The sequence below is a fragment of the Janthinobacterium kumbetense genome (assembly GCF_023703445.1).
Lineage (GTDB): Bacteria > Pseudomonadota > Gammaproteobacteria > Burkholderiales > Burkholderiaceae_D > Janthinobacterium > Janthinobacterium kumbetense.
This window is the reverse complement of sequence record NZ_JAMQGR010000002.1, coordinates 583,624-608,185: the sequence shown is the minus strand read 5'-3', so window position 1 is coordinate 608,185 and position 24,562 is coordinate 583,624. Positions and strand designations below refer to the sequence as shown.

The window sequence follows — 24,562 nt, the reverse complement described above, 5'->3', positions numbered from 1 at the left end:
GAACAAGATCATCAGTGCAGCCATCATGACCGCCATGCTGGCATTGAGCAGCAGCGCCGCCCTGGCCGATGCGAAAAACCCGAAGATCGGCTTCTCCATCGACGATCTGCGCGTGGAGCGCTGGACGCGCGACCGCGATTTCTTCATCGCCGCCGCCGAAAAGCAGGGCGCCAAGGTTTTCGTGCAGTCGGCCGATGCCAGCGAGCAGCGTCAGATTTCGCAAATCGAGAACCTGATTTCGCGCGGCGTGGACGTGCTGGTGATCGTGCCGTTCAACGCAACGGTATTGAACAACACCGTCAAGGAAGCGAAAAAGGCTGGCATCAAGGTGCTGTCGTATGACCGCCTGATCCTGAACGCCGATATCGACGCGTATATCTCGTTCGACAACGAGAAAGTGGGCGAGATGCAGGCCGAAGGCGTGACCAAGCTGCAACCGAAGGGCAATTACTACCTGTTGGGCGGCTCGCCGACCGACAACAACGCCAAGATGCTGCGCGAAGGCCAGATGAAGGTGCTTAAACCGTTTATCGACAAGGGAGATATCAAGATCGTCGGCCAGCAGTGGGTGAAGGACTGGAGCGCCACCGAAGCGCTGTCCATCGTGGAAAACGCGCTGACGGCCAACGGCAACAAGATCGACGCCATCGTCGCCTCGAACGACGGCACGGCCGGCGGCGCCATCCAGGCTCTGGCCGCGCAAAAACTGGCGGGCAAGGTGCCTGTCTCGGGCCAGGATGCCGATCTGGCGGCGGTGAAACGCGTGATCGCCGGCACGCAGTCGATGACCGTCTACAAGCCCCTGAAAACCATTGCCGCCGAAGCGGCCAAACTGGCCGTGCAACTGGCGCGCAATGAAAAGCCGGCCTACAACTCCAGCTATGACAACGGCTTGAAAAAAGTTAGCACGGTGCTGTTGAAACCAACGCCGCTGACCAAGGCGAATGTGAACATTCTCGTCGACGACGGCTTCTATACCAAAGCTCAGTTGGGCAACTAAAAGCTGGGGTCAGTCCCGCCGGGACTGACCCCTGATTTCTGTTAATCCGCAACGAGAGTGAGCATGTCCGACTATCTGCTTGAAATGAAAGGCATCGTCAAACAGTTTGGCGGTGTCCGCGCGCTTGACGGCATCGACCTGCAGGTGCGGGCCGGCGAATGCATCGGTCTGTGCGGCGAGAATGGCGCCGGCAAGTCGACCCTGATGAAAGTGCTGTCCGGTGTGTACCCGCACGGCACCTGGGATGGCGACATCCTGTGGGATGGCCAGCCCCTGCGCGCGCAATCGATCCGCGACACGGAAGACGCGGGCATCATCATCATCCACCAGGAGCTGATGCTGGTGCCGCAGCTGTCCGTGGCCGAGAATATCTTCATGGGCCGCGAGCTGACCCTGCCGGGTGGGCGCATGCATTATGCGGCCATGTACAAGCGCGCCGACGAGCTGCTGCGCGAACTGAAAATTCCCGAATTGAACGTGGCGCAGCCCGTGATGAATTACGGCGGCGGCCACCAGCAACTGGTGGAAATCGCCAAGGCGCTCAACAAGAATGCGCGCCTGCTGATTCTCGACGAGCCGTCATCGTCGCTGACGGCGTCGGAAATTGCCGTGTTGCTCGATATCCTGCGCGCCTTGAAGGCCAAGGGCGTCACCTGCATCTACATTTCGCACAAGCTCGATGAAGTGGCGGCCATCTGCGACACCATCGTCGTCATCCGCGACGGCAGGCATATCGCCACCACGCCGATGGCGCAGATGAACGTCGAGCGCATCATCGCGCAGATGGTGGGCCGCGAAATGAGCCAGCTGTATCCGCAGCGCGCGCAGCCGCCGGCCATTGGCGAGGTGCTGTTCGAGGCGCGCCATGTGACTTGCATCGACGCCGACAACCCGCAGCGCAAGCGCGTCGACGATGTGTCATTTACCCTGCGCAAGGGCGAAATCCTCGGCATCGCCGGTCTGGTGGGGGCGGGGCGCACGGAACTCGTCTCGGCCCTGTTTGGCGCCTATCAGGGGCCGTGCGAGGCCGAAGTGTGGCTCGATGGCCGGAGAATCGATACCCGCTCGCCGCAAAAGGCCATCGCCATGGGCCTGGCCATGGTGCCGGAAGACCGCAAGCATCACGGCATCGTGCCCGACCTCGACGTGGGGCAGAACATCACCCTGGCCGTTCTGGAGCAGTTCGCGCGCGCCACGCGCATCGATGGCGAGGTGGAATTGACGGCCGTGCGCGGCGAGATCGCCCGGCTGGAGCTGAAGGCGGCCAGCCCGTCGCTGCCCATTACGAGCCTGTCGGGCGGCAACCAGCAAAAGGCCGTGCTGGCCAAGATGCTGCTGACGCGCCCGCGCGTCCTGATTCTCGACGAGCCCACGCGCGGCGTGGACGTGGGCGCCAAATATGAAATCTACAAATTGATGCTGGCGCTGGCCGACCGGGGAGTGGCCATCATCATGGTCTCGTCGGAACTGGCCGAAGTGCTGGGCGTGTCCGACCGCGTGCTGGTGATGGGCGAAGGCCGCCTGCGCGGCGACTTTATCAACGATGGCCTGAGCCAGGAAACCGTGCTGGCGGCGGCGCTGGACCAGCGCCCGGCACCCGCCGCCAACACCGCAAACAAGGAACCCGCAGCATGAAACCGCACAGTATCAAACAGCTGTTCACCCAATACAAGATGCTGGCCCTGCTGATCGCCGTGGCGCTGATCTGGGCCTTCTTTTCGTGGAAGACGGAGGGCAGTTTCCTTACGCCGCGCAACCTGTCGAACCTGCTGCGCCAGATGTCCGTCACCGGCATCCTCGCCTGCGGCATGGTGCTGGTGATTATCGCTGGCGAGATCGACCTGTCGATCGGCTCCCTGCTGGGGCTACTCGGCGGCATCGCCGCCGTGCTGGACGTGACGCAGCACTGGCCCCTGGCCTTGAACCTGGCTGCGGTACTCGGCTGCGGCCTGGTGATCGGCCTCCTCAACGGCTACCTGACGGCGTACCGGGGCATCCCGTCCTTCATCGTCGGCCTGGGCGGCATGCTGGCGTACCGCGGCATCCTGCTGGGCATCACAGGCGGCATCACGATCGCGCCCGTCTCCGAGCCGATGGTCTACCTGGGGCAGGGCTACCTGCCCGCGGTGCCCGGCATCGTACTGGGCATCGGCCTGTTCCTGCTGGCCGCTTTCCTGACGTGGCGCGCGCGCGCCAGCCGCGCGCAGCATGGCTTGCCGCAGACGGCGCCCTGGGCCGACGGCTTGCGCCTGGCCGTCATCGGTGCCGTGCTGTACGCCTTCGTGCAAACCCTGAACGGTTATGAAGGCATTCCGCTGCCCGTGCTGTTGCTGCTGGCCTTGCTGGGGCTGTTCAGCTACATCACCAGCCAGACCGTATTCGGCCGCCGCATCTACGCTGTCGGCAGCAATATGGAAGCGACGCGCCTGTCCGGCATCAATGTGAAAGCCGTCAAGCTGTGGATCTTCGGCATCATGGGCCTGATGTGCGCGCTGGCGGGTCTGATCAACACGGGCCGCTTGGCGGCCGGTTCGCCGTCGGCCGGCACCTTCAGCGAACTCGATGCCATCGCCGCCTGCTTCATCGGCGGCACTTCGATGCGCGGCGGTTCGGGCACCGTGTACGGCGCCCTGATTGGCGCGCTGGTGATGGCCAGCCTGGATAACGGCATGTCCATGCTGGACGTGGACACCTACTGGCAGATGATCGTAAAAGGCAGTATCCTCACCCTCGCCGTGTGGGTCGATGTCAGCACGCGTGCCGGACGCCGCTAGCCGTGAAACGATCTGGCACGGGAGGAGACACCATGAAGATGCCGACCGCGCACCGGATCGCGCTGCTGTTTAACGGGAATAAAATCTATGACCGCGACATCATCGCGGGCATCGCCGCCTACCTGAACACCACGCGCGTGTCGTGGGACCTGTTCCTGGAAGAGGATTTTCGTTGCCGCCTGCCGGGCATCGAACGCTGGCAGGGCGACGGCATCATCGCCGATTTCGACGATCCCGCCGTCTGCGCGGCGCTGGCGCACAGCCGCCTACCCGTGGTGGCCGTGGGCGGCTCGTATGCGCGCGCCGAGGATTACCCGGCCGGCATCCCGTACGTGGCGACGGATAATTTCAAGATCGTCAAGCTGGCCTATGAACACCTGGTGGAAGCGGGATTGAGCCGCTTTGCCTGTTTCAGCCTGCCCGAGGCCGATGTCAACCGCTGGGCGCAGGAGCGCGAAACGGCGTTTTGCACCTTGATGGAGCGCGACCACATGCATGCCGACGTGTACCGGGGCGTCGCCACCAGCGCGCCGTCATGGGACGAAGCGGTGGAGCAGCAGATCGCCTGGCTCAATAGCCTGGAAAAACCCGTCGGCATCATCGCCGTCAGCGACGCACGCGCGCGCCAGCTGCTGCAAGCCTGCATGCACGCTGGCATCGCCGTGCCGGAGCAGGTCGCCCTGATCGGCATCGACAACGACCCGCTGGCGCGCATGCTCACGCGCATTCCCTTGAGTTCCGTGATCCAGGGCACGGAGGAAATGGGCCGCACGGCGGCGCATCTGCTGCACCAGATGCTCAACGGCGCGCGCTTGTCCGGCACGCGCATCCTGGTGCCGCCGGCCGGCCTGAACGTGCTCGCTTCCACGCGCCACCAGCCCTTCCAGCATCCGCAGGTGATGCAGGCGCGCCACTTCATTCGCCAGTACGCCTGCCAGGGTATCAAGACGGAGCAGGTGGCCGATTACGTGGGCGTGTCGCGCTCTTCGCTCGAAGCGCACTTCCGCCACGAGCTGGGGCGCAGCGTGCACGATGAAATCTTGCATTTCAAGCTCGATGCGGCCAAGACCCTGCTCGCGCGCGGGCCGGGGCAGGTGGCCGAGGTGGCCGTGCGTTGCGGTTTTACCACGGTGCAGTACATGCATGCCGTCTTCAAGCGCGAACTCGGTTGCACGCCGCGCGAATTCCAGCAGCGCAGCCGGCCGCCGCCAGCCCCCGGGCAGGCGCCATGATGCATCTGCTGCGCAACGCGCGCGGCATGCGCGTGGCCATCGATACGCACGATGCCAGCGTGCGGGCCTGGTGGGCGCCTGACCGTTATGGCCGTCTGGCCGATGTGCTGGGCGCGGCGCCCCCAGCGGCGCGATCCTCCACGGGCTGGCAGTGCGCATCGCCCGACGACGGCCACTTGCAGTTGCAGCTGGCGCAAGACGGCCTGTCGGTGCGCCTGAGCTACCGGTTTGATGACGACGGCAGCCTGCACCTCGACTGTGTCGCCACATCCGATACCGTTTCCCGTTTTGCGCTTGCCGCACCCCGTTTCAATCTACAGGGCAACCATGCCAGCGTGGGCGACCATGTGCTGCGCCTGGCTGCGGACCGCTATTGGCCTGGCGGTGGCACGGGCGGTTCTCCGCACGATGTGGCGGGCAGCGCCTTCGACTTCCGCCAGCCGGCGCCGCTCGCTTCGCGCCTGGCCTGGCCCGCGCTGGCCCACTTGCCGGGATTCCGGCATGACTTTTACTGGACGGGCAGCGGCCAGCTGCGCGAGGCAGCGCGGGTTGCCGACCCCGCGTCGGGCCGGGTCTTGCGTTTTTCCAGCACCCAGGACAGCTGCCATCTGTATTCCGACGCGCGCTGTTTTTCCCTGCTGGCGCAGGACGTGCAACTGCAGCCGGGACAGGCGAGGTGCTTCAACCTTGCCTACCGTTTGGGCGTGCAGGATATCGATGCGTTTGACATATCCGAACCGGTATCAATGATGTCAAATAAGTGATTGGTCAGATATGCGGGGCAGTTCTACCATGGGGTAGTTTTTCCCTCATTTATTTTTGTCCTGACCGACGCTGCGAACCTGCCCATGAACATACTCACCATCGATGCCGGCACTACCAATACGCGTACCTTGCTGTGGCGCGCGGGCGCCGTCGTCGCCCAGGCGCAGCTGGAAACGGGCGTGCGCAATACCGCCATCGATGGCCATAACGGCGCGCTGAAACAGGCGCTGCGCGACACCATCGCCAGCGTACTGGCCAGTGCCGGCATCGCGCCATCCGAGGTAGACCTGGCGCTGGCGTCTGGCATGATCACTTCGCCCATGGGCGTGCGGGAGGTACCGCATTTGCCGGCGCCTGCCGGCCTGGCGCAGCTGGCGCAAGGCATGCAGGCGGTGGAATTGCCCGACGTGCTGGCGCAGCCCCTGTGGCTGATTCCCGGCGTGCGCAACCAGCATGGCGCCGTCGGCCTGCATAACGTCGAGGCGATGGACATGATGCGCGGCGAAGAGACGGAAGTCGTCGCGCTGCTCGAGCGCCTGCAGTTGCGGGGCGCTGCAACCTTGATCATGCCCGGCTCGCATACCAAACTGATCAGCGTGGACGAGCAGCGCCGCATCCTCGGCTGCAGCACCACCATCGCGGGCGAACTGCTGCAGGCGATCACGCAGCACACCCTGATCAAGCAATCGGTCGATGGCGGTTTTGCGCAGACCCTGGTGCCGAAAATGCTGCTGGCCGGCGCGGCGGCGGCGCAAAAAACGGGGCTGGCGCGCGCCTGCTTCAGCGTGCGCACCTTGGGCCAGTTCAGCTCCGTCGAATGCAACGAGCGGGCCAATTTCCTGATGGGTGCCGTCCTCAGTGGCGATTTGCTGGCGCTGCGCAACAGCACCGCCATCCAGATGCGGCCCGATACCCCGCTCGTCATTACCGGCAAGCCCATGCTGCGCCAGGCGCTCGGGCTGCTGATCGAAGAACACGGATTTTTTTATGGCAAGCGCATCATCGTCGACGACCAGCAGCAAGCCAATCTGGCTGGTCACGGTGCGCTGCTGATCGCCGCCGCGCGCGGCTTGATTTCCCCGCAGGAGACAGTATGAGTGACAACAAGAACAAGCGTCCCTTGCGTTCGCAAGCGTGGTTTGGCGGCGACGACAAGGACAGTTTCATTCACCGCAGCTGGATGAAGAACCAGGGCTATCCCAGCGACGCCTTCGATGGCCGTCCCGTCATCGGCATCTGTAATACCTGGTCCGAACTGACCCCCTGCAATGGCCATTTCCGCGACCTGGCCGAGATGGTCAAGCGCGGCGTGCTTGAAGCGGGCGGTTTTCCCGTCGAATTCCCCGTGATGTCGCTGGGCGAGACGAACCTGCGCCCGACGGCCATGTTGTTCCGTAACCTGGCCAGCATGGATGTCGAGGAATCGATTCGCGCCAACCCGATCGACGGCGTGGTGCTGCTGACGGGCTGCGACAAGACCACTCCGGCCCTGCTGATGGGCGCGGCCAGCGTGGATTTGCCGACCATCGTGCTGTCTGGCGGCCCCATGCTGAACGGCAACTACCGCGGCAAACCGATCGGCTCCGGCACCGACGTGTGGAAGTTTTCCGAAGACGTGCGCGCCGGGCGCATGACCTCAAACGAATTCCAGCAGGCCGAATCGTGCATGTCGCGCTCCGCCGGCCACTGCATGTCCATGGGCACGGCTTCCACCATGGCCAGCATGGTCGAAGCGCTGGGCGTGACCCTGCCCGGCAACGCGGCCATTCCCGCCGTCGATGCGCGCCGCAAGTTGCAGGCGCAGCTGACGGGCCGGCGCATCGTCGACATGGTGCATGAAGACCTGAAACTGTCGCAGATCCTCACGCGCGAAGCGTTTGAAAACGCCATCATGGTCAACGGCGCCATCGGCGGCTCGACCAATGCCGTGATCCACCTGCTGGCCATCGCCGGGCGCATCGGCGTGGACATGCGCCTGGGCGACTGGGACCGCCTGGGGCGCGACATTCCCTGCCTGCTGAACCTGATGCCGTCGGGCCAGTACCTGATGGAAGATTTTTATTATGCGGGCGGCTTGCCCGTGATCATCCGCGACTTGCTGGGCAAATTGCATGGCGAGGCGCTCACCGTCACTGGCGCCAGCATGGCCGTCAACGTGGCCGAAGCGGAAAATTTCAATCCCGAGGTGATCACGCCGCTGGCGCAGCCATTCAAGGACGAGGGCGGCATCGCCGTCCTGCATGGCAACCTGGCCCCGCGCGGCGCCGTCATCAAGCCGTCCGCCGCTTCGCCGGAACTGATGCAGCACCGTGGCCGCGCCGTCGTCTTCAACAGCATCGAGCATTATAAAAGGCGCGTCGACGATCCGGCGCTCGATATCGATGCCAGCTGCGTGATGGTGCTGCAAAATTGCGGCCCGCAGGGCTATCCTGGCATGGCTGAGGTGGGCAATATGGGATTGCCGAAGAAACTGCTGGAGCAGGGCGTGCGCGACATGGTACGCATCTCGGATGCGCGCATGAGCGGCACGGCCTACGGCACGGTGGTGTTGCACGTGGCGCCGGAAGCGGCCGTGGGCGGGCCGCTGGCCCTGGTGCGCGATGGCGATATGATTGAACTCGACGTGGCGGGACGGCGCCTGCACCTGGACGTCGACGAGGCCGAGCTGGTGCGCCGGCGGGCGGAATGGAGCGCGCCGCCACCGGCCATGAAGGGCGGCTACCAGTCGATGTACATCAAGCACGTGACGCAGGCCGATGAAGGCGCGGACCTCGACTTCCTCGTCGGTTGCCGAGGCTCGGCGGTTCCGCGCGAATCACATTGATAGCGCACGATCAAACCTGCTGCGCGTCGTCATTTGCGGCCTCGATGCTCACTGTGCTCAAGCACAGTTGCGCGTCTCGGGCACAACTGACTTCCGCTCGCGACGGTTTTATCATGCGTTATACATAGTTAAAGGAAAAATGATGGGGACACAGGCCCAATTACTGGTCGATGCGCAGAATTTTCTCGGCGAGGGCGTGCGCTGGTGCGAACGCAGCGGCCGCGTTTTCTGGACGAATATCGAAGGCTGCCAGCTGCATGCGCTGGTGCTGGCCACGGGCGAGCGCCAGACGTGGGCCATGCCGGAGCGCCTGGCGTGCTTCGCGCTGACGGACTGCGACGACGTGCTGCTGCTGGGACTGGCTTCGCGCCTGGCCTGGTTTGACGCGCGCAGCGGGGCCGTCACGCCCTTGCACACGGTGGAGGGGAACCTGCCCATGACGCGCCTGAACGATGGCCGCTGTGACCGCCAGGGACGCTTTGTCTTCGGCACGCTCGATGAGCGCCCGTGCCGCGATGCCGTCGCCAGCTTCTATCGCCTCAACCTGGACCTGACCCTGGAGCGCCTGCCGCTGCCGCAGATCGCCATCTCGAACAGCATCTGCTTCAGCGTCGATGGCACGGCCATGTACTTCTGCGACTCGATGAAGAAGGCGATCTACCGCTGGGACGATTATCTGGGGGGCGACGCCAGCCGGGTGCGCGTGTTTGCCGTGCTCGATCCGGGCCCCGGCGCCGCCGATGGCGCCACCATCGATGCGGATGACTACCTGTGGAGCGCGCAATGGGGAGCAGGCAGGGTCTTGCGCTTCGCGCCGGACGGCAGCGTCGAGCGCGCGATAGCCTTGCCCGTGTCGCAGCCCAGCTGCGTGAGCCTGGGCGGGCCACACTACGACGAATTGTTCGTCACGACGGCGCAGGAGAGCTTGAGCCCGGCCCAGCTGGCGAGCGAACCGCTGGCCGGGGGATTGTTTCATGCGCGTCAGGTGGGTGTGCGCGGTTTGCCGGAAGTGCGCTTTGGCGCCCTGCCGGCCTGACAGGAGAGAGCAAATGCAGAAGCACACGGTTTTCGAGGGCATCCTCGAACGGGGCATGGTCGGCATCGTGCGCGCCTCTTCGGCGCAGGCGGCCGTGCAGATCGCCGAGGCGTGCATTGCCGGCGGCATCACGGCGCTGGAAGTGGCGTTCACCACGCCCGATACCCTGGGCGTGCTGCGCACCCTGCGCGAACGCCATGGCCATGACGTGCTGCTGGGCGCGGGCACGGTGCTCGATACGGAGACGGCACGCGCCGCCATCCTGGCCGGCGCCCAGTTCATCATCTCGCCTGGCGTGAACGTGGAGACCATCACGCTGTGTCAGCGCTACCAGGTGCTGTCTATGCCGGGGGCGATGACGCCGACGGAGATAGTCACGGCCCTGCAGGCGGGCGCCGACATCGTCAAGGTCTTCCCTGCCGAGATGTTCGGTCCCGCCTACATCAAGGCCCTGCGCGCGCCCCTGCCGCAAGCGCCGTTGATGCCGACGGGCGGCGTGACGGTGGAGAACCTGCATGCATGGTTTGCCAGCGGCGCCGTGGCCGTAGGCATCGGCAGCAGTCTGAGTGGTCCGGGCGCCACGGGAGACTACGCGGCCGTGACGGCGCGCGCGCAGGCCTTCGTGGCGAAGATGGCGGCCGTGCGGACGGCTAAGTCTTCTGGCTAGCTCCCACCGGGACGGGAATCTGCTACGCTAAGGGGGCAATGTCGCACGCCTCATAGACCAGAATATGTCCAACATCGCCCGCATCCTGCAAGACAGCCGCATCATCGCCATCGTCGGCATGTCCGATAAGCCCGAACGCGCCAGCCATGAAGTGGCAGATTACCTGCTGCGGCATGGCTATCGCGTGTTGCCCGTCAATCCGGCCCTCGCCGGACGCGATGTGCTGGGGCAGCGCGCTTACGCCACCCTGACGCAGGCCGCGGCGACTGTCGCGCCGGCGCGCATCGACATCGTCGACTGCTTCCGCAAGTCAGAAGATATTCTGCCCATCGCCGAGGAAGCCATTGCCGTCAAGGCCGGCTGCCTGTGGCTGCAACTTGACGTCATCAACGAGCAGGCGGCGCAACTGGCGCGGGCGGCGGGCCTGGATGTGGTGATGGACCATTGCACAAAAATCGAGCACCGTAAGCTGGCGGTGGCGGCATGAAGGCGCGCACGCAGTTTCGTGCCGGGAAGGACTTCGACCTGAACGAGGATTTCGCCGGCAAGCGCCTGCTGGGCGCCGCCACCAAGGCGGCGAACAAGAAGCTGACGCCGGCCCAGTGCAAGGCCCTGGACCGCGAGGAAACCGTGGCCCTGACGGCGCAGATCGCCGAGTGCCAGAGCATGCTGTACGCGCAGCACAAAAAGAAGGTGCTGCTGGTCTTGCAGGGCATGGATACGTCGGGCAAGGATGGCACGGTCAAGGCCATCTTCAGCAATATCAACCCGATGGGCATTCGCGCCGTGGCGTTCAAGGGACCCACCGATATCGAACTGGCGCACGATTACCTGTGGCGCGTGCACCAGCATGTGCCCGTGAAAGGCGAGATCGCCATCTTCAACCGCAGCCATTACGAGGATGTGCTGATCACGCGCGTGCAGGACATGATCGACAAGGCAGAATGCCAGCGCCGCTATGCGCAGATCCGCGATTTCGAGCGCATGCTGAGCGAAACGGGCACCGTCATCCTGAAAGTCTTCCTGCATATCTCGAAGGACGAGCAACGGGGACGGCTGCAGGAGCGGCTCGATGATCCCGACCGCCAGTGGAAGTTCGATCCCAACGATATCGCCCAGCGCAAGAAGTGGGATGGCTACCAGCGCGCCTATGAAACGGCGATCCGCGAGACGGATGCCGACCACGCGCCGTGGTACGTGGTGCCATCGAATTCCAAGACGCAGCGCAACCTGGTGGTGGCGTCCCTGCTGCTGGAAACCCTGCAGGGCATGAAGCTGGAATACCCGGCGCCGGACCCGAAACTGTCGTCTTTCAAGGTCGAGTAGAGCTCGGGGCAGTTCAGCGCCGCGCCTGCGAAATCTGCCGCGCTGTGGCATAGTATCCCTCGTCGATAATTCAAACCAGACCGGAGATGCATATGCTGCAGTTGAAAGATCCTACCTTGTTGCGTCACCAGGCTTACGTGAATGGAGCCTGGGTCGATGCCGATGGTGGCCAGACGATTAATGTGAGCAATCCCGCCACGGGCGAGCATATCGGCACGGTGCCCCTGATGGGCGCCGCCGAGACGCGCTGCGCCATCGAGGCGGCCAATGCCGCCTGGCCTGCCTGGCGCAAGAAGACGGCCAAGGAGCGCGCGGCCGTGCTGCGCCGCTGGCATGACCTGATCCTGGAAAACGCCGACGACCTGGCGCTGATCATGACTACCGAGCAGGGCAAGCCCTTGCCGGAAGCGAAGGGCGAAGTGCAGTTCGGCGCCTCGTTCATCGAGTGGTTTGCCGAAGAAGGCAAGCGCGTTGCGGGCGATACCCTGCAGTCGCCGTGGCCGGACCGCCGCCTGGTCATCACCAAGGAGCCGATCGGCGTATGCGCCGCCATCACGCCGTGGAACTTCCCCGCCGCCATGATCACCCGTAAAGTCGGCCCGGCCCTGGCCGCCGGCTGCCCGATGGTCCTGAAACCGGCAGAAGCCACGCCGTTTTCCGCGCTGGCGCTGGCAGTGCTGGCCGAGCGCGCTGGCGTGCCTGCGGGCGTGTTCAGCATCGTCACGGGCGCGCCGAAAGACATCGGTGGCGAAATGACGTCGAACCCGATCGTGCGCAAGCTGACGTTTACGGGTTCGACCCAGGTGGGCCGCCTGCTGGCGGAACAGTGCGCACCAACGATCAAGAAACTGTCGCTGGAACTGGGTGGCAATGCGCCGTTCATCGTCTTCGACGACGCGGACCTGGATGCGGCCGTGGAAGGCGCCATCGCCTCGAAATACCGCAACGCCGGCCAGACCTGCGTGTGCGCCAACCGTCTGTATGTGCAGGACAGCGTGTATGACGCGTTTGCCGACAAACTGGTGGCCGCCGTGGCCAAGCTGAAGGTGGGCAATGGCATCGAGGCGGGCGTCACGCAAGGTCCGCTGATCGACGCCAAGGCCGTCGCCAAGGTGGAAGAACACGTGGCCGACGCGCTGGGCAAGGGCGGCCGCCTGCTCGCTGGCGGCAAGCGCCACGCGCTGGGCAACGGCTTCTTCGAACCGACCATCATCGCCGACGTGACGAACGACATGCGCGTGGCCACGGAGGAAACCTTCGGCCCGCTGGCGCCCCTGTTCCGCTTCAAGACGGACGATGAAGTGATTGCCCTGGCCAACAACACGGAATTCGGCCTGGCTGCCTACTTCTATTCGCGCGACATCGGCCGCATCTGGCGCGTGGCCGAAGGCCTGGAAACGGGCATGGTCGGCGTCAATACGGGCTTGATCTCGAACGAGATCGCCCCCTTCGGCGGCGTCAAGCAATCGGGCCTGGGCCGTGAAGGGTCGACCTACGGTATCGAGGACTATCTGGTCATCAAGTACATCTGCATGGGCGGTATTTAAGGTCGCCTAGCGTGAGCCGCGGCGCGCGGCGAGGCGGTCCAGCATGCCCTTGACCGCTTCCATCTGCGTGCCGCTCTTGCGGTAGAAGTCCGGGTCGATCGGATTGAGGCTGGTGTAGCCCCAGAAATCCCAGCAGCCTTTCGGGTTGTACGGGTAGACGGGGCTCGGTTCGGCCTGCGGATACAGCACGATGATCTTGTTGGCGTCCGCCACCTGGTTGTAGCCGGTGCTGGTATAGAAACGGTCGCCGATGGCTTGCGTCGTTTGCAAACAGCCGTGGAAGACCACGTGCACGCGGCAGCTTTCGCTGTCGCAGGCTTTCGGGATGTAGGCGTAGCCCGTATTGTTCATGCTGGAGTACGCGCTCTGGATGAAGCTGCGTTGATTGAATGATATCAACTTGCCCGTCAGGGTGGTCGACGACGGCTGCAGGTCCGGATACAGGTGCTGCAGGATGTCGCGCGCCTGCACGAAGTCGCAGTCATTGATGAAGGGCGACGCCGTTACGTCGCAAGCCTTGTCCTGGTTGTTGTCCGTGATGATGGCATGGCCTGCACCGACATTGTCGACGAAGCGGATCTGCTCGGCCGGCGTGCCCGCCAGCGCATAGAATTTCCCCACCTGTTCCACTACCGGCCGCGTCACGGTCTGGTCTTTCGTTCCGCTGAACAGATACACGCGCTGGCGTTTCAGGTTGGCCGTGTCGTCGATGAGGCGGGCGCGCGCGAAGTCGTTCGCCGCGCGCAGCAATTCGCTGGCGACAGGCGGCGCCACCTGCGCGCTGCCCGGATTCATGCAGGTGGTCAGGGCATTCGTCAGGTAGGGAATGTAGGGGAAGCGGCCTGGCTGGCCCGAGCAGAAATACGGGCCGCCCGCGATGATGCCGGCGCCGGCCACCGTGGCCGAGTAGGCGACGGCAAACTGCGCCGCCATGAAGCCGCCCGAGGACAGGCCGGACACGGTGGTCTGGCTCAGGTCAGCCTGGTAGCCGGGCAGGGCGGGGGCGTCCCTGGCCGTGGCGGGTTTGGCGGCTTTGGCGGCCGTGGCGGCGAGCGTGTCGCCTGGCGCCAGGGTGAGCAGGCTGGCGGCCAGCAGGGCGGTGGGTAATGCGGTCAGGTGCGGGAAGGGCATGGCGACTCCACAAGGCAAGAAATGGGATAGGAAGGCCGAGCATAGGTAAAAAAACTGTGCGATGGGCAAGTACTGCACTATCGTTGATGTTGCTCAAGAAATTGCTGTTCTTGTGGCCCTCATGCGCGCGCGCGGCGTTTGACATAGAATGGTTTTTTCCGTTCAACCATGGTGCCCTTCATGTCCAAGACCCTTGCCCAGCTGTTTGCGCTCACCACCCTTGCCGCCGGCGCCAGTCTGGCCATGCCGGCCCATGCCGCCGAAACCGCTACAGCTGCCGTCGCGCCGGCCGCCTGCCCCGCGATTCTCAAGCAGACCTTCAACCGCCTGCAGGATGAAGCGCCGCAAAACCTGTGCCAGTACGCGGGCAAGGTGGTGCTGGTGGTCAATACGGCCAGTTATTGTGGTTTTACTAATCAATATGAAGGGCTCGAGGCGCTGTACGCCAAGTACGGCAGCAAGGGCCTGGTGGTGCTGGGCTTCCCGTCGAACGATTTCGGCAAGCAGGAGCCGGGCAACAGCAAGGAAATCGCCGATTTCTGCTACAACACCTATGGCGTGAAGTTTCCCATGTTCGCCAAATCGGTGGTCTCCGGCCCCACGCCGAATCCGCTGTATGTGGACTTGATCAAGCAGACGGGCAAGACCCCGGCCTGGAACTTCCACAAATACCTGATCGACCGTCACGGTAAAGTGGTGGAAAGCTTCCCCAGCAAGGTGACGCCGGACGACAAGAAACTGGTGGGCGCGGTGGAAAAAGCGCTGGCGCTGTAAGTTGCCGACACGCAAGCAGGCTTGATCGCCTGCTTTTTTTTAATGCCGCGCTTGTCGTCTTGCCATCATTGTCCTAAGCTGGTTGTTCGCGTTTGTCACAACCAAGGAGAACATCATGGCGTATGTCGATGGATTTGTGGTGCCCGTACCGAAAGCCAAGCTCGAAGCCTACCTGGCCATGTCGCGCAGTTGCGGCGCCATCTGGCGCGAGTACGGCGCGCTGGAATTTCGCGAATGCGTGGGCGACGACGTCAAGCCAGGCAAGCTGACGTCGTTCCCGCAAGCGGTGGACTTGCAGGATGGCGAAGTGGTGGTGTTTTCCTGGATCGTGTATGCGTCGCGCGCCAAGCGCGATGAAATCAACGACAAGGTCATGAAAGACCCGCGCCTGGCCGAGATGATGGATCCGGCCAAGCTGCCGTTCGATGGCAAGCGGATGATTTATGGTGGTTACGAGATGCAGGTAGATATCAGGTAACCAGCTGCGCCGGTATCGCCCCGCGCAACGCATTGCACACGACAATCGCTTCGGCCTGCGCCAGCATGGCCCGCGTGATGATGGTTTCCTGCGCGTCCCAGGCGGGATCGGCCAGCATGGCGGCGCGTTGCACGCCGGGCAGCAGGCCGCAGGACAGGGGCGGCGTATGCCAGCGGCCATCGAGGCGGACGAAGACATTGCTGCGCCCGCCTTCCGTCAGTTCGCCCCGTTCGTTAAAGAACAGCATGTCGAAGCTGCCTCGCGCCTCGGCCGCGCGCCAGGCCGCGTCGTAGCGTGCGCGCACGCTGCTCTTGTGACGCAGGAACAGGTCGCCGGCAGTCGTGGCGTCGGGTGCCAGGAAGATGGTTACCGTATCCGGCAGGGCGGTGAGTGTACCGCTTTGCGTCGTGCACTGGCCATCCTGGCGCAGCGCCAGGCGCAGGCGGAAGGGGGCATCGTCGGGGCGCGCCGCGCAGGCCGCCTGCAGCGCGGCCTGCGCGGCACTGTCACTCCAGGCAAAACCGAAATAGGCGCAGGAGGCGGCCAGGCGCGCCAGGTGGCGCTCTTGCTGGTGACAGCCGCCGGTGCGGCTGGCGTGCAAGGTCTCGAACAGTTCGAAGTCGTTGGTCAGCCCCGTCAGGAAGCGGGCCTTGAGCTGGCACTCCGCAAATTCCTCGTGCGGGTCGCTGTCCAGGACGATGCCGGCACCCACGCCCATCTCGCCGCGCCGGATGCCGTCAGGGCCAGCCGGCTGCAAGGCCAGGGTGCGGATCGGCACGGACATGCAAAAGTCGCCCACCGCGTGGGTAGCGCTGGAGGCGGGAGGATCGAACCAGCCGATGGCGCCCGTATAGATGCCGCGCGGCGCCGGCTCCAGCTCGGCGATGATTTCCATGGTGCGGCGTTTCGGCGCGCCCGTGATCGAGCCGCACGGGTACAAGGCCTGGAAGATGTCGGCCAGGCTGGCGTCGTCGCGCAGGCGCGCCTGCACGGTGGAGGTCATTTGCAGCACGCTGCTGTAGCGCGTCACCTCGAACAGGGCCGGGACCTTGACGGAGCCGGTGACGGCGATGCGGCCGATGTCGTTGCGCAGCAGGTCGACGATCATCAGGTTTTCCGCGCGGTTCTTCGGGTCATTGGCCAGGGCGCTGGCGCGGCGCGCGTTTTCTGCCGTTTGGTCGGCAGGGGCGGCCGGCGCCGTGCCTTTCATGGGGCGCGCCATCAGCTCGCCTTGCGCATGGCGCACGAACAGTTCCGGCGACAGCGACAGCAGGGCACCGCCATCGGGCAGCATCACCAGCGCGCCGTAGGGTACGGGCTGACGCGCGCGCAGCCGCGCATACAGGGCCAGGGGCGAGCCGAAGGCGTCGAAGCGCAAGCGATACGTGTAGTTGACCTGGTAGGTGTCGCCAGCCACGATGTAGTCGTGGATGCGGTCAAGCGCGCGCGTGAATTCGGCTTGATCCACATTCGCGCGGATATCGGCCACGCCTGCCGGCGCTGCGTCGGCGTGGACACGCGCGTCCAGCCACTGCGCCACCTCGTCCTGTGAAAGCTGCGTGCAATGGTCGAAGACAAGCACTTGCGCCAGCGGCGGCGCGTTGACGCCTGCCGCGCGCGGCGGCATGGCCAGCAAATGCGCCCCCAGCTCGTAGCTGCACACGCTGACGGCGTACTGGCCGCGATGTAAGGCGTCTTGCAGGCCTTCCAGCAACTCGGGCCAGGCCTGCCCCTCGGTGCATTGCAAGACCGCCGCCAGGCCCGTGTACAGGCGCGAACCGGCGCCTGGGGTGCTGGCGTCGTCGAGCAGGGCGAAACAGTCGGTATGCATGGGGACAGCCGCGGCGGTGACTTACCCTAGCAGCATGGCGATTTGCAGCGCCGCTTCCTGGGAGGGATTGATTTTGAAGCCGCTCTTGGCGTAGCGGTGCCAGCGTCCGATGACGAAGCCGACGATCAGGGTGGCGCGCGCCGCCACTTCGCTTTCCTTGCCATGGCCTTCGGCGGCGGCCACGCGCAAGGCCTGCTTGAGCGCCAGTTCCACGCGGTCGTAGAACTGGTTCATGCGCACTTGCAGGCGCTCGTCCTCATTGACCAGCGCATCGCCGATCAATACGCGCGTCATGCCCGGATTGCTGATGGCGAAATTGAGCAGCATGCCGACGATGTCGCGCGTTTGCGTCATGCCGTCGCTGTGCTTTTCCGCGATCTGGTTGATCAGGCCGAAAACGCTCGACTCGATGAATTCGATCAGCCCTTCGAACATTTGCGCCTTGCTGGCGAAATGGCGGTACAGGGCCGCTTCCGACACGGCCAGTCTGGCCGCCAGTGCGGCAGTGGTGATCTTTTCGCCTTTCGGCTGCTCCAGCATTGCGGCGAGGGCCTGAAGAATTTGTAGCCTGCGTTGGCCCGGCGGTGTGCTTGCCATATTTTCTCTTGTCGTTAAAAAAAATGCTGCCTTGATGGGGAGGTCCGTCACCGCCGCTAGCGGTGCAGCTTCCGGCGTCAACCGGAAGCCCAGGAGTTCCCTTCAACGCAGACGGTGAAGGCGGCGTGCCAAATGCCGGACAGATTTTACTTTGACATCGACGTAAGCGGGGCGATTTAACGCCTTGGGCAACTTCGCCACGCCGATCGGATCCGCCATTTTCAGGTATTGCGTGACCCATGCCGTGCGCAGGCCCAGTTTTTTCGCACCCTTCAGGTTGGCCAGGGTGTCTTCCACCAGGATGCAGCGGCCAGGGCGGATCTGGTGCTTGCGCATCAGTTTGCGCAGCATCAGGGTCGATGGCTTGGGCCGCAGCTGGCGGTGCACATGCATCGCCTCGATGGCGATATGCTGCGAAAAATGCTGGCGCAAGCCCAGGTGGCGCATCACGTCGCTCGAATAGCGCAGCGGCGCGTTGGTGAGTAAAATTTTACGGCCAGGCAGGCGTTTGAGTAAAGCCCCCAACCCCCGCTCGGCGCGTATCATGGCGCGCAAATCGTCGAATGCATGCGTCTCGTGCAAAAAATGCGCTGCCTGTACCTGATGGTGCTTGACCATGCCCAGCAAGGTGGCGCCATAGCGGCGCCAGTAGGCCGCGCGCGCCGCATTGACGATGGCGTCGTCGGCCGGCGTCACGCCGTCGCCCAGCACGCGGGCAATATACGTGTTCATATTGGCCGTGATGGTGGGGAAGATGGCGTGCGAGGCATTGTGCAGCGTGTTGTCGAGGTCAAACAGCCAGACCGGCGACGAGCGGTTAAGATGGGACACAGGCACAGGAGTCTTTAGGCAAGATGATAAGCAAGATGAAAAATTCAACAATCAGGAAAACCATGCGACGCCAGATTATAGTGATGTTTTGCGGATTATTCTTGCTGCCGTTGCCGGCGGCCTTTGCCGACGCGCCGCCCGTGACGCAAAACCGGGGCGCCCTGTTCAAGGTGCAGGACGCCAGCCATACCCTGTATCTGTTCGGTACCATCCACGTCGGCGCGCCCGATTTTTATCCGCTCGAGCCGACGGTGACGCAGGCCTTGGAAGGCGCCGGGGCGCTGGCGCTGGAGATCGATCCCGGCGCCGACCCGCGCGCCGCCCTGGGCGCCGTGCTGAAGTACGGCATGGAGGCGCCGGGCAGCCAAGTGCCGTTTGATTGCCGCCAGACCCTGGCGCCGCGCCTGGCGCCGCTGTTGCAAAAATACGGCATTCCAGCCGAGTCGGTGGCGCCGATGAAGCCGTGGATGCTGGCCAGCATGCTGGCCATCGGCGAGTTTTCCACGCTCGGCTACCGCTCCGACCTGGCCGTCGACAATTATCTGTCGCAGCAGGCCAAGGCGCGCAAGATTCCCGTGGTGGAACTCGAGTCGATGGAAGGCCAGATGGCGCTGTTCGGCGCCATGTCGCCGGCCGACCAGTGCCGTTTCCTGGAAGACGGCGTGGCGTCGATCGAGGACCAGGAACAAAGCCAGGAAGCGCGCGAGATCGCCAACGCCTGGCGCACGGCCGACGCGGCCGCCTTCGACAGGTTGGCCGCCAAGGCAGCGACAGACCCGTCGTTCGCCGCCCAGTTCGTGCAAAAGGTGTTGCTGGATGGCCGCAACCCCGCCCTGGCTGACGGCATCGCCAGGTTGCTGGCGCGCGAAAAACACAGCCTGGCCGCCATCGGCGTGCTGCATCTGGTGGGAACGAAAAGCGTTCCGGATTTATTGCGTCAGAAGGGCTTGAAGGTCGAGCGGATGTATTGAACTGGTGGCTTAGCCGCGCACCCAACGGCGGCAGAGCAGATGGAAAAGTGTTCAGGGCAAGGCGTACTGACGAAGACAGTACGCATGTACGGCGAGGCAGTACAACGCCGCCATGGACATTTTTTCAGCTGCGGGGAGATATAGTTGGTGCCCTTGACGTGGATCGAACACGTGGCCTCTCCCTTACCAAGGGAGTGCTCTACCACTGAGCTACAAGGGCAAATTAAAAGCGGCGCCAGGTGATCTGCGCCGCCAAACTACTCGCTGTGATGCGTTGCGATTTTTTTAGTGCGAACGGATCATAGTACCAAAAGCTTGCTCGGTCAACACTTCCAGCAATAATGAGTGTTCGATGCGGCCGTCGATGATGTGCACCGTGTTCACGCCGGACTTGGCGGCGTCGAGCGCGGACGAGATCTTCGGCAGCATGCCGCCCGAGATCGTGCCGTCGGCGAACATCTCGTCGATTTCACGCGCCGACAGGTCGGTCACCAGGTTGCCCTGCTTGTCCTGGACGCCGGCGATATTGGTCATCATGATCAGCTTTTCCGCTTTCAGGATTTCCGCGATCTTGCCGGCTACCACGTCGGCGTTGATGTTGTAGGCCTGGCCATCCTGGCCGAAACCGATCGGCGAGATGATGGGAATGAAGGCGTCGTCCTGCAGCGCCTTGACGACGGCCGGGTTGATCGCGTCGATCTCGCCGACGAAGCCGATGTCGAGGAATTCGCCCGGATGTTCGCGGTCCGGCATCTGCATCTTGCGCGCGCGGATCAAGCCGCCATCCTTGCCCGTCAGGCCCACAGCCTGACCGCCGTAATGGTTGATCAGCATGACGATATCCTGCTGCACTTCGCCGCCCAGCACCCACTCCACCACTTCCATGGTTTCTTCATCGGTGATGCGCATGCCTTGCACGAAGGTGCCTTGCTTGCCGATTTTTTTCAGCGCGTTGTCGATCTGCGGTCCGCCGCCGTGCACCACGACCGGGTTCATGCCGACCAGCTTGAGCAGGATGACGTCGCGCGCGAAGCCGTGCTTCAGGCGTTCGTCCGTCATGGCATTGCCACCGTACTTGATGACGATGGTCTTGCCATGGAAATTGCGGATGTAGGGCAGGGCCTCGGCCAGAATCTGCGCCTTGATTTGTGGCGACACCGCCGTCAAGTCGTCATTCATGTCCAGGTTCAAGTTAGCTAGTTGATTCATGGCGAGTCCGGAAAATAGATTTGTGGGATTTTACAGGGAAGAAGAAAATCTTGGAGGCATTATAGGGCGATCTTGTTGTATTTTCCCTGATGATCCTATAGTCTGGCCCGATATGCCCCCCAGCCAGCCCTTTTACTGCCCGTTACATCTGCGTCGTATCCTGGCGCGGCAGGACACATACTTGCCAATTCAAACACAGCCATGAGCGTATGCAGCCTGTGCGGCGCCACCTTCCAGTGCGGCCAGCTTGATCCGGACGCCAAGGAACCCTGCTGGTGCGTGGCCCTGCCGCCGGCCGTTCCCGTGCCCGGCAGCACCGCCGTGGGCTGCTGGTGCCCCGCCTGCCTGCAAGAGCGCATCGCCGCCTTGACCCCTCCGGCAGCAACGCCGGCCAGATAAGCGCATCGGCGCGCTTTTTCCTTTGCAAAAGACCTTGCATTTTGTAGGGGAATACGTTCAGACTTCGATTTTTAAGAATTTCTTACAGGAAAGTTATGCGCTTCAGGGATATCCGCATCGGCGTGCGCATCAATGCCGGTTATGCCATTTTGATCGTGCTGATGCTGGTCGTCATCGTCTTGGCGGGGAGCCGCATCTATGCTATCCGCGCCGAGACCGACGATATCCTGCAGCGCGACTGGGTCGCCGCCAAGGCCACCAGCAAGATCCACGGACTGGCGCGCGAGGCGGCCACGCGCATCGGCAACCTGCCGAGCCAGCACGAGCCGGCGCTGCGCCAGGCGAACCAGGCGCGCCTGGAGGCGATCAAGCAGGGCATCGATGAGCAGGTGCGCATCCTCGACGGTCTCGATGCGCGGCCCGAGGAGCGGCGCCTGCTGGAGCAGATGCACCTGGCGCGCGCCGACTACTATGTGTCGCTCAAGACGATGTTCGAACTGGTCGAACGCGGCGAGGATGCCCGCGCCGAGCAGGCCATGCAGACGCAGACCTTGCCGGTGCTGGAAAAAGTGCTGCTGTACGTGAGCCAGCTCGATGACTTGCAGCAGCAACTGATCCGCGACAGCGCGGCCCGGATACGCAACGACATCGATACCTCGCTGCTGCTGATGGGCGGCATCGGCCTGGCAGCCCTGCTGACCGGTCTCGCCTTTGCCTGGTCGGCGCGCTCGATTACGCGTCCGCTGGGCGAGGCGGTGGCGATCGCCACGCGCGTGGCCAATGGCGACCTCAGTTCCGTCATCGAAGTGACGTCGCGCGACGAGACGGGTGAGTTGCTGCAGGCGCTCAAGGACATGAGCACCAGCTTGGCCGTCGAGCAGGACCTGCGCCACGCCGTCGAAGTGGCCGAGGATGCGACCAAGATGAAGTCGGACTTCCTGGCCAATATGTCGCACGAGATCCGCACGCCGATGAACGGCATCATTGGCATGACCCACCTGGCGCTGCAGACGGACCTCACGTCGACCCAGCGCAATTACCTGGAGAAGGTGGAATCGGCTTCGAAGAACCTGTTGGCCATCATCGACGACATCCTCGATTTCTCGAAGATCGAGGCGGGCAAGATGGCCTTTGAAAAAGTCGATTTCTTCCTCGAGGACGTGCTGGCACAGATCGCCGACCTGTCCGTGATGCGCGCCCAGGACAAGGGGCTCGAACTGCTGTTCGACATCGCCCCCAATGTGCCGAACGCCTTGCAGGGCGACCCGCTGCGCCTGGGCCAGGTGCTGATCAACCTGACCAACAACGCGATCAAGTTTACGGATAAGGGCGAGATCGTCGTCAGCATCCGCCTGCAGCAGCTGGAAGAACATGCGGCTGTCTTGCGCGTCGATGTGCGCGACACGGGCATCGGCCTCACGCCGCCCCAGCGCAGCAAATTGTTCCAGGCCTTTACCCAGGCCGACACCTCCACCACGCGCCACCATGGCGGCACGGGCCTGGGGCTGACCATCAGCAAGCGCCTGGTGGAAATGATGGAAGGCGAGATCGACCTGGTCAGCGAAGCGGGCGTGGGCAGCACCTTCTTCTTCACGGCCCGTTTCGGCCTGGCCGCCGTGCCGCGCGACAGCCTGTCGCAACTGCAGCATCAGCAGCAATTCCAGGGCCTGCGCGTGCTGGTGGTCGATGACAACCCCAGCGCGCGTGAAATCTTCGTCAGCATGCTGACGGCGCTGGGCTTCGAAGCGCGTGCCGTGTCTGGCGGCGTGCTGGCCATCGGCGCCGTGGCGCAGGCGCGCGCCGAGGGACGAGGGTACGGACTGGTGCTGATGGACTGGAAAATGCCGGGCATGAACGGCCTCGATACCCTGGCCGGCATCCGCGCCGATGCCGCCGGCATCGATGCGACGCCGGCCTGCATCATGGTCACGGCCTTCCATCGCGAAGCGCTGCTGGAGGCGGCGCGCCAGCGGGACTTGCCGTTCGACGGCGTATTGAACAAGCCGGTCAGCGCCTCGACCCTGCTCGACCAGATATCGTTCGTGTTTGGCGGCGTGACGGGGCAGAGCCGCAAGACGCAGCGCCAGAGCAGCTACCGCGACGACGAACGTGCCTTGCGCGGCGCCTGGCTGCTGCTGGTGGAGGATAATGAAGTCAACCAGGAAGTGGCGCAGCATATTCTCAACGACGCCGGCATCCGCGTCGACATCGCGGGCAATGGCGCCATCGCGCTGGCGAAGATCGAGGAAAACGCCTATGACGGCGTGCTGATGGATTGCCAGATGCCGGTGATGGATGGTTACCAGGCGACGCGCAAGCTGCGCCAGGATCCCCGTTATTCGAATTTGCCCGTGATCGCCATGACGGCCAATGCCATGGTGGGCGACAAGGAAAAATGCCTGGATGCCGGCATGAACGATTTCATCGCCAAGCCGATCGACGTGGCGCAGTTGTTCGGTACCCTGGCACGCTGGATCGCTCCAGCCACGCCGCAGGCAATGACGGCGGTGGTGGCGCAGCCGGAAGCGGAGTTGCCCGTGATCGCCGGTCTGAAAATGGCGGAAGCCATGCGTCGCGTGGGCGGCAATGCCGTTTTGATGCGAAAATTGCTGGACCGTTTTGTGGAAACCCAGTTCGACGCCATGCAGCGCATCGTTGCCGCCATCGAGAACAACCAGCTCGAGACGGCGATCCGCGAAGCGCATACCCTGAAGGGCCTGGCCGGCAATATCGGCGCCGGCGGCCTGGCCGACAGCGCCGCGCGGGTCGAGCACTTGCTCAGCCTGGGTTCGCACGACGGCTTGCCGCAGGCGCTGGCCGCCTGCACCCTGGCGCTCGACGAGTTGGTGCCGAAGATCGTGCTGGCCATGCAGTCGCGCGGCCATGTGGCCGAGGCGGGCGGCGCGGCGGTGGCGCCAGTGGCGGCGGTGGACCGGGCGCACCTGCAAGCGGGCTTGCGCGAATTGTCGCAGCTGCTGCTGCAGGACGATGCGCAGGCCGTCAAGCACCTGGACGGCATCGGCCCCGTGCTGGTCGCGGCCGGGCAGGCGGAACACGCGCGCCAGTTGAAGCGCATGCTGGGACAATACGATTTCGAAGGTGCGCTGGCGCAGCTGGGCGAGGTAGCCGATGCGCTGGAGCTGACACTGTGACAAGGATAACTATGCAGA

General features: G+C 63.9%; 22 protein-coding genes and 1 tRNA gene. 17 read left to right on the top strand and 6 right to left on the bottom strand.

Going from position 1 to position 24,562, the window contains the following annotated elements; all coding sequences use genetic code 11:
* The first annotated feature begins 25 nt into the window (after positions 1–25).
* The 12 genes from xylF to gabD all read left to right on the top strand — a co-directional run bounded on the left by xylF (position 26) and on the right by gabD (position 13,171).
* Positions 26–1,000 (top strand): D-xylose ABC transporter substrate-binding protein, encoded by a 975-nt coding sequence (xylF, locus tag NCG91_RS10160; RefSeq protein WP_099377905.1) that lies wholly within the window; start codon positions 26–28, stop codon positions 998–1,000.
* A gap of 63 nt (positions 1,001–1,063) precedes the next feature.
* Positions 1,064–2,635, top strand: a complete 1,572-nt coding sequence (gene xylG, locus NCG91_RS10155) for a D-xylose ABC transporter ATP-binding protein (RefSeq protein ID WP_251349565.1) — start codon at positions 1,064–1,066, stop codon at positions 2,633–2,635.
* Positions 2,632–3,774, top strand: coding sequence for a sugar ABC transporter permease (locus tag NCG91_RS10150; protein WP_034783811.1), 1,143 nt, complete (start codon positions 2,632–2,634; stop codon positions 3,772–3,774). The genes xylG and NCG91_RS10150 overlap by 4 nt, the downstream gene beginning before the upstream one ends.
* A 32-nt stretch (positions 3,775–3,806) precedes the next feature.
* Complete coding sequence (locus tag NCG91_RS10145; protein ID WP_099665929.1) at positions 3,807–5,006, top strand: XylR family transcriptional regulator; 1,200 nt, start codon at positions 3,807–3,809, stop codon at positions 5,004–5,006.
* Entirely contained in the window at positions 5,003–5,770 is a 768-nt protein-coding gene (locus NCG91_RS10140; RefSeq protein ID WP_251349564.1) for an aldose epimerase family protein, read from the top strand. Before NCG91_RS10145 ends, NCG91_RS10140 begins: the two co-directional genes overlap by 4 nt.
* An 84-nt stretch (positions 5,771–5,854) precedes the next feature.
* Positions 5,855–6,868 carry a 2-dehydro-3-deoxygalactonokinase gene (locus tag NCG91_RS10135; protein ID WP_251349562.1) on the top strand — a complete coding sequence of 338 codons (1,014 nt, stop codon included), beginning with the start codon at positions 5,855–5,857 and terminating at the stop codon, positions 6,866–6,868.
* On the top strand, positions 6,865–8,595 hold the full coding sequence (araD, locus tag NCG91_RS10130; RefSeq protein ID WP_251349560.1) for an L-arabinonate dehydratase: 1,731 nt from the start codon (positions 6,865–6,867) through the stop codon (positions 8,593–8,595). The genes NCG91_RS10135 and araD overlap by 4 nt, the downstream gene beginning before the upstream one ends.
* A gap of 142 nt (positions 8,596–8,737) precedes the next feature.
* Entirely contained in the window at positions 8,738–9,631 is an 894-nt protein-coding gene (locus tag NCG91_RS10125; RefSeq protein WP_251349558.1) for an SMP-30/gluconolactonase/LRE family protein, read from the top strand.
* A gap of 13 nt (positions 9,632–9,644) precedes the next feature.
* Positions 9,645–10,298 carry a bifunctional 2-keto-4-hydroxyglutarate aldolase/2-keto-3-deoxy-6-phosphogluconate aldolase gene (locus NCG91_RS10120; RefSeq protein ID WP_251349557.1) on the top strand — a complete coding sequence of 218 codons (654 nt, stop codon included), beginning with the start codon at positions 9,645–9,647 and terminating at the stop codon, positions 10,296–10,298.
* 64 nt (positions 10,299–10,362) lie between these two features.
* Positions 10,363–10,785, top strand: coding sequence for a CoA-binding protein (locus tag NCG91_RS10115; protein WP_251349556.1), 423 nt, complete (start codon positions 10,363–10,365; stop codon positions 10,783–10,785).
* On the top strand, positions 10,782–11,624 hold the full coding sequence (locus NCG91_RS10110; RefSeq protein WP_251349555.1) for a PPK2 family polyphosphate kinase: 843 nt from the start codon (positions 10,782–10,784) through the stop codon (positions 11,622–11,624). The genes NCG91_RS10115 and NCG91_RS10110 overlap by 4 nt, the downstream gene beginning before the upstream one ends.
* Positions 11,625–11,716: 92 nt before the next feature.
* Complete coding sequence (gabD, locus tag NCG91_RS10105) at positions 11,717–13,171, top strand: NADP-dependent succinate-semialdehyde dehydrogenase (RefSeq protein ID WP_251349554.1); 1,455 nt, start codon at positions 11,717–11,719, stop codon at positions 13,169–13,171.
* A gap of 6 nt (positions 13,172–13,177) precedes the next feature.
* On the opposite strand, the gene NCG91_RS10100 is transcribed toward gabD, so the two are convergent.
* Positions 13,178–14,302: an extracellular catalytic domain type 2 short-chain-length polyhydroxyalkanoate depolymerase gene (locus NCG91_RS10100; RefSeq protein ID WP_251349552.1), complete on the bottom strand. Its 1,125-nt coding sequence runs from the start codon at positions 14,300–14,302 to the stop codon at positions 13,178–13,180.
* Positions 14,303–14,482: 180 nt separating this feature from the next.
* On the opposite strand from NCG91_RS10100, the gene NCG91_RS10095 reads away from it, so the two are divergent.
* Both NCG91_RS10095 and NCG91_RS10090 read left to right on the top strand, forming a co-directional pair.
* Positions 14,483–15,076 carry a glutathione peroxidase gene (locus NCG91_RS10095; protein ID WP_251349550.1) on the top strand — a complete coding sequence of 198 codons (594 nt, stop codon included), beginning with the start codon at positions 14,483–14,485 and terminating at the stop codon, positions 15,074–15,076.
* A gap of 115 nt (positions 15,077–15,191) precedes the next feature.
* Positions 15,192–15,554, top strand: coding sequence for a DUF1428 domain-containing protein (locus NCG91_RS10090; protein ID WP_251349549.1), 363 nt, complete (start codon positions 15,192–15,194; stop codon positions 15,552–15,554).
* Here the strand turns inward: NCG91_RS10090 and pabB are convergent.
* The 3 genes from pabB to NCG91_RS10075 form a co-directional block, all read right to left on the bottom strand.
* The gene (pabB, locus tag NCG91_RS10085; RefSeq protein WP_251349547.1) at positions 15,547–17,385 is read right to left on the bottom strand and encodes an aminodeoxychorismate synthase component I; all 1,839 of its coding nucleotides are present in this window, start codon (positions 17,383–17,385) and stop codon (positions 15,547–15,549) included. The two genes, NCG91_RS10090 and pabB, sit on opposite strands and share 8 nt — an antisense overlap.
* A gap of 21 nt (positions 17,386–17,406) precedes the next feature.
* The gene (gene slmA / locus NCG91_RS10080) at positions 17,407–17,982 is read right to left on the bottom strand and encodes a nucleoid occlusion factor SlmA (protein WP_099665918.1); all 576 of its coding nucleotides are present in this window, start codon (positions 17,980–17,982) and stop codon (positions 17,407–17,409) included.
* A 102-nt stretch (positions 17,983–18,084) separates the two neighbouring features.
* Positions 18,085–18,819, bottom strand: a complete 735-nt coding sequence (locus tag NCG91_RS10075; protein ID WP_077398423.1) for a pyrimidine 5'-nucleotidase — start codon at positions 18,817–18,819, stop codon at positions 18,085–18,087.
* 95 nt (positions 18,820–18,914) lie between these two features.
* On the opposite strand from NCG91_RS10075, the gene NCG91_RS10070 reads away from it, so the two are divergent.
* On the top strand, positions 18,915–19,784 hold the full coding sequence (locus tag NCG91_RS10070) for a TraB/GumN family protein (protein ID WP_251349546.1): 870 nt from the start codon (positions 18,915–18,917) through the stop codon (positions 19,782–19,784).
* A gap of 145 nt (positions 19,785–19,929) precedes the next feature.
* Here NCG91_RS10070 and NCG91_RS10065 read toward each other — a convergent pair.
* Positions 19,930–20,004 (bottom strand) — tRNA-Thr (locus NCG91_RS10065).
* A 65-nt stretch (positions 20,005–20,069) separates the two neighbouring features.
* Positions 20,070–20,963: an acetylglutamate kinase gene (argB, locus tag NCG91_RS10060; RefSeq protein ID WP_010393729.1), complete on the bottom strand. Its 894-nt coding sequence runs from the start codon at positions 20,961–20,963 to the stop codon at positions 20,070–20,072.
* 231 nt (positions 20,964–21,194) lie between these two features.
* On the opposite strand from argB, the gene NCG91_RS10055 reads away from it, so the two are divergent.
* Both NCG91_RS10055 and NCG91_RS10050 read left to right on the top strand, forming a co-directional pair.
* Positions 21,195–21,392 carry a cysteine-rich CWC family protein gene (locus NCG91_RS10055; RefSeq protein WP_099665916.1) on the top strand — a complete coding sequence of 66 codons (198 nt, stop codon included), beginning with the start codon at positions 21,195–21,197 and terminating at the stop codon, positions 21,390–21,392.
* Between the two features lie 95 nt (positions 21,393–21,487).
* Positions 21,488–24,544, top strand: a complete 3,057-nt coding sequence (locus NCG91_RS10050) for a response regulator (protein WP_251349545.1) — start codon at positions 21,488–21,490, stop codon at positions 24,542–24,544.
* Positions 24,545–24,562 lie beyond the last annotated feature (18 nt).

Coding starts and splice junctions, on each gene's coding strand:
- NCG91_RS10095 (WP_251349550.1), top strand. CDS start 14,483: ATGTCCAAGACCCTTGCCCAGCTGTTTGCGCTCACCACCCTTGCCGCC.
- araD (WP_251349560.1), top strand. CDS start 6,865: ATGAGTGACAACAAGAACAAGCGTCCCTTGCGTTCGCAAGCGTGGTTT.
- pabB (WP_251349547.1), bottom strand. CDS start 17,385: ATGCATACCGACTGTTTCGCCCTGCTCGACGACGCCAGCACCCCAGGC.
- xylF (WP_099377905.1), top strand. CDS start 26: ATGACCGCCATGCTGGCATTGAGCAGCAGCGCCGCCCTGGCCGATGCG.
- slmA (WP_099665918.1), bottom strand. CDS start 17,982: ATGGCAAGCACACCGCCGGGCCAACGCAGGCTACAAATTCTTCAGGCC.
- NCG91_RS10140 (WP_251349564.1), top strand. CDS start 5,003: ATGATGCATCTGCTGCGCAACGCGCGCGGCATGCGCGTGGCCATCGAT.
- NCG91_RS10135 (WP_251349562.1), top strand. CDS start 5,855: ATGAACATACTCACCATCGATGCCGGCACTACCAATACGCGTACCTTG.
- NCG91_RS10090 (WP_251349549.1), top strand. CDS start 15,192: ATGGCGTATGTCGATGGATTTGTGGTGCCCGTACCGAAAGCCAAGCTC.
- NCG91_RS10125 (WP_251349558.1), top strand. CDS start 8,738: ATGGGGACACAGGCCCAATTACTGGTCGATGCGCAGAATTTTCTCGGC.
- xylG (WP_251349565.1), top strand. CDS start 1,064: ATGTCCGACTATCTGCTTGAAATGAAAGGCATCGTCAAACAGTTTGGC.
- NCG91_RS10055 (WP_099665916.1), top strand. CDS start 21,195: ATGAGCGTATGCAGCCTGTGCGGCGCCACCTTCCAGTGCGGCCAGCTT.
- NCG91_RS10150 (WP_034783811.1), top strand. CDS start 2,632: ATGAAACCGCACAGTATCAAACAGCTGTTCACCCAATACAAGATGCTG.
- NCG91_RS10115 (WP_251349556.1), top strand. CDS start 10,363: ATGTCCAACATCGCCCGCATCCTGCAAGACAGCCGCATCATCGCCATC.
- NCG91_RS10145 (WP_099665929.1), top strand. CDS start 3,807: ATGAAGATGCCGACCGCGCACCGGATCGCGCTGCTGTTTAACGGGAAT.
- NCG91_RS10050 (WP_251349545.1), top strand. CDS start 21,488: ATGCGCTTCAGGGATATCCGCATCGGCGTGCGCATCAATGCCGGTTAT.
- gabD (WP_251349554.1), top strand. CDS start 11,717: ATGCTGCAGTTGAAAGATCCTACCTTGTTGCGTCACCAGGCTTACGTG.
- NCG91_RS10120 (WP_251349557.1), top strand. CDS start 9,645: ATGCAGAAGCACACGGTTTTCGAGGGCATCCTCGAACGGGGCATGGTC.
- NCG91_RS10110 (WP_251349555.1), top strand. CDS start 10,782: ATGAAGGCGCGCACGCAGTTTCGTGCCGGGAAGGACTTCGACCTGAAC.
- argB (WP_010393729.1), bottom strand. CDS start 20,963: ATGAATGACGACTTGACGGCGGTGTCGCCACAAATCAAGGCGCAGATT.
- NCG91_RS10100 (WP_251349552.1), bottom strand. CDS start 14,302: ATGCCCTTCCCGCACCTGACCGCATTACCCACCGCCCTGCTGGCCGCC.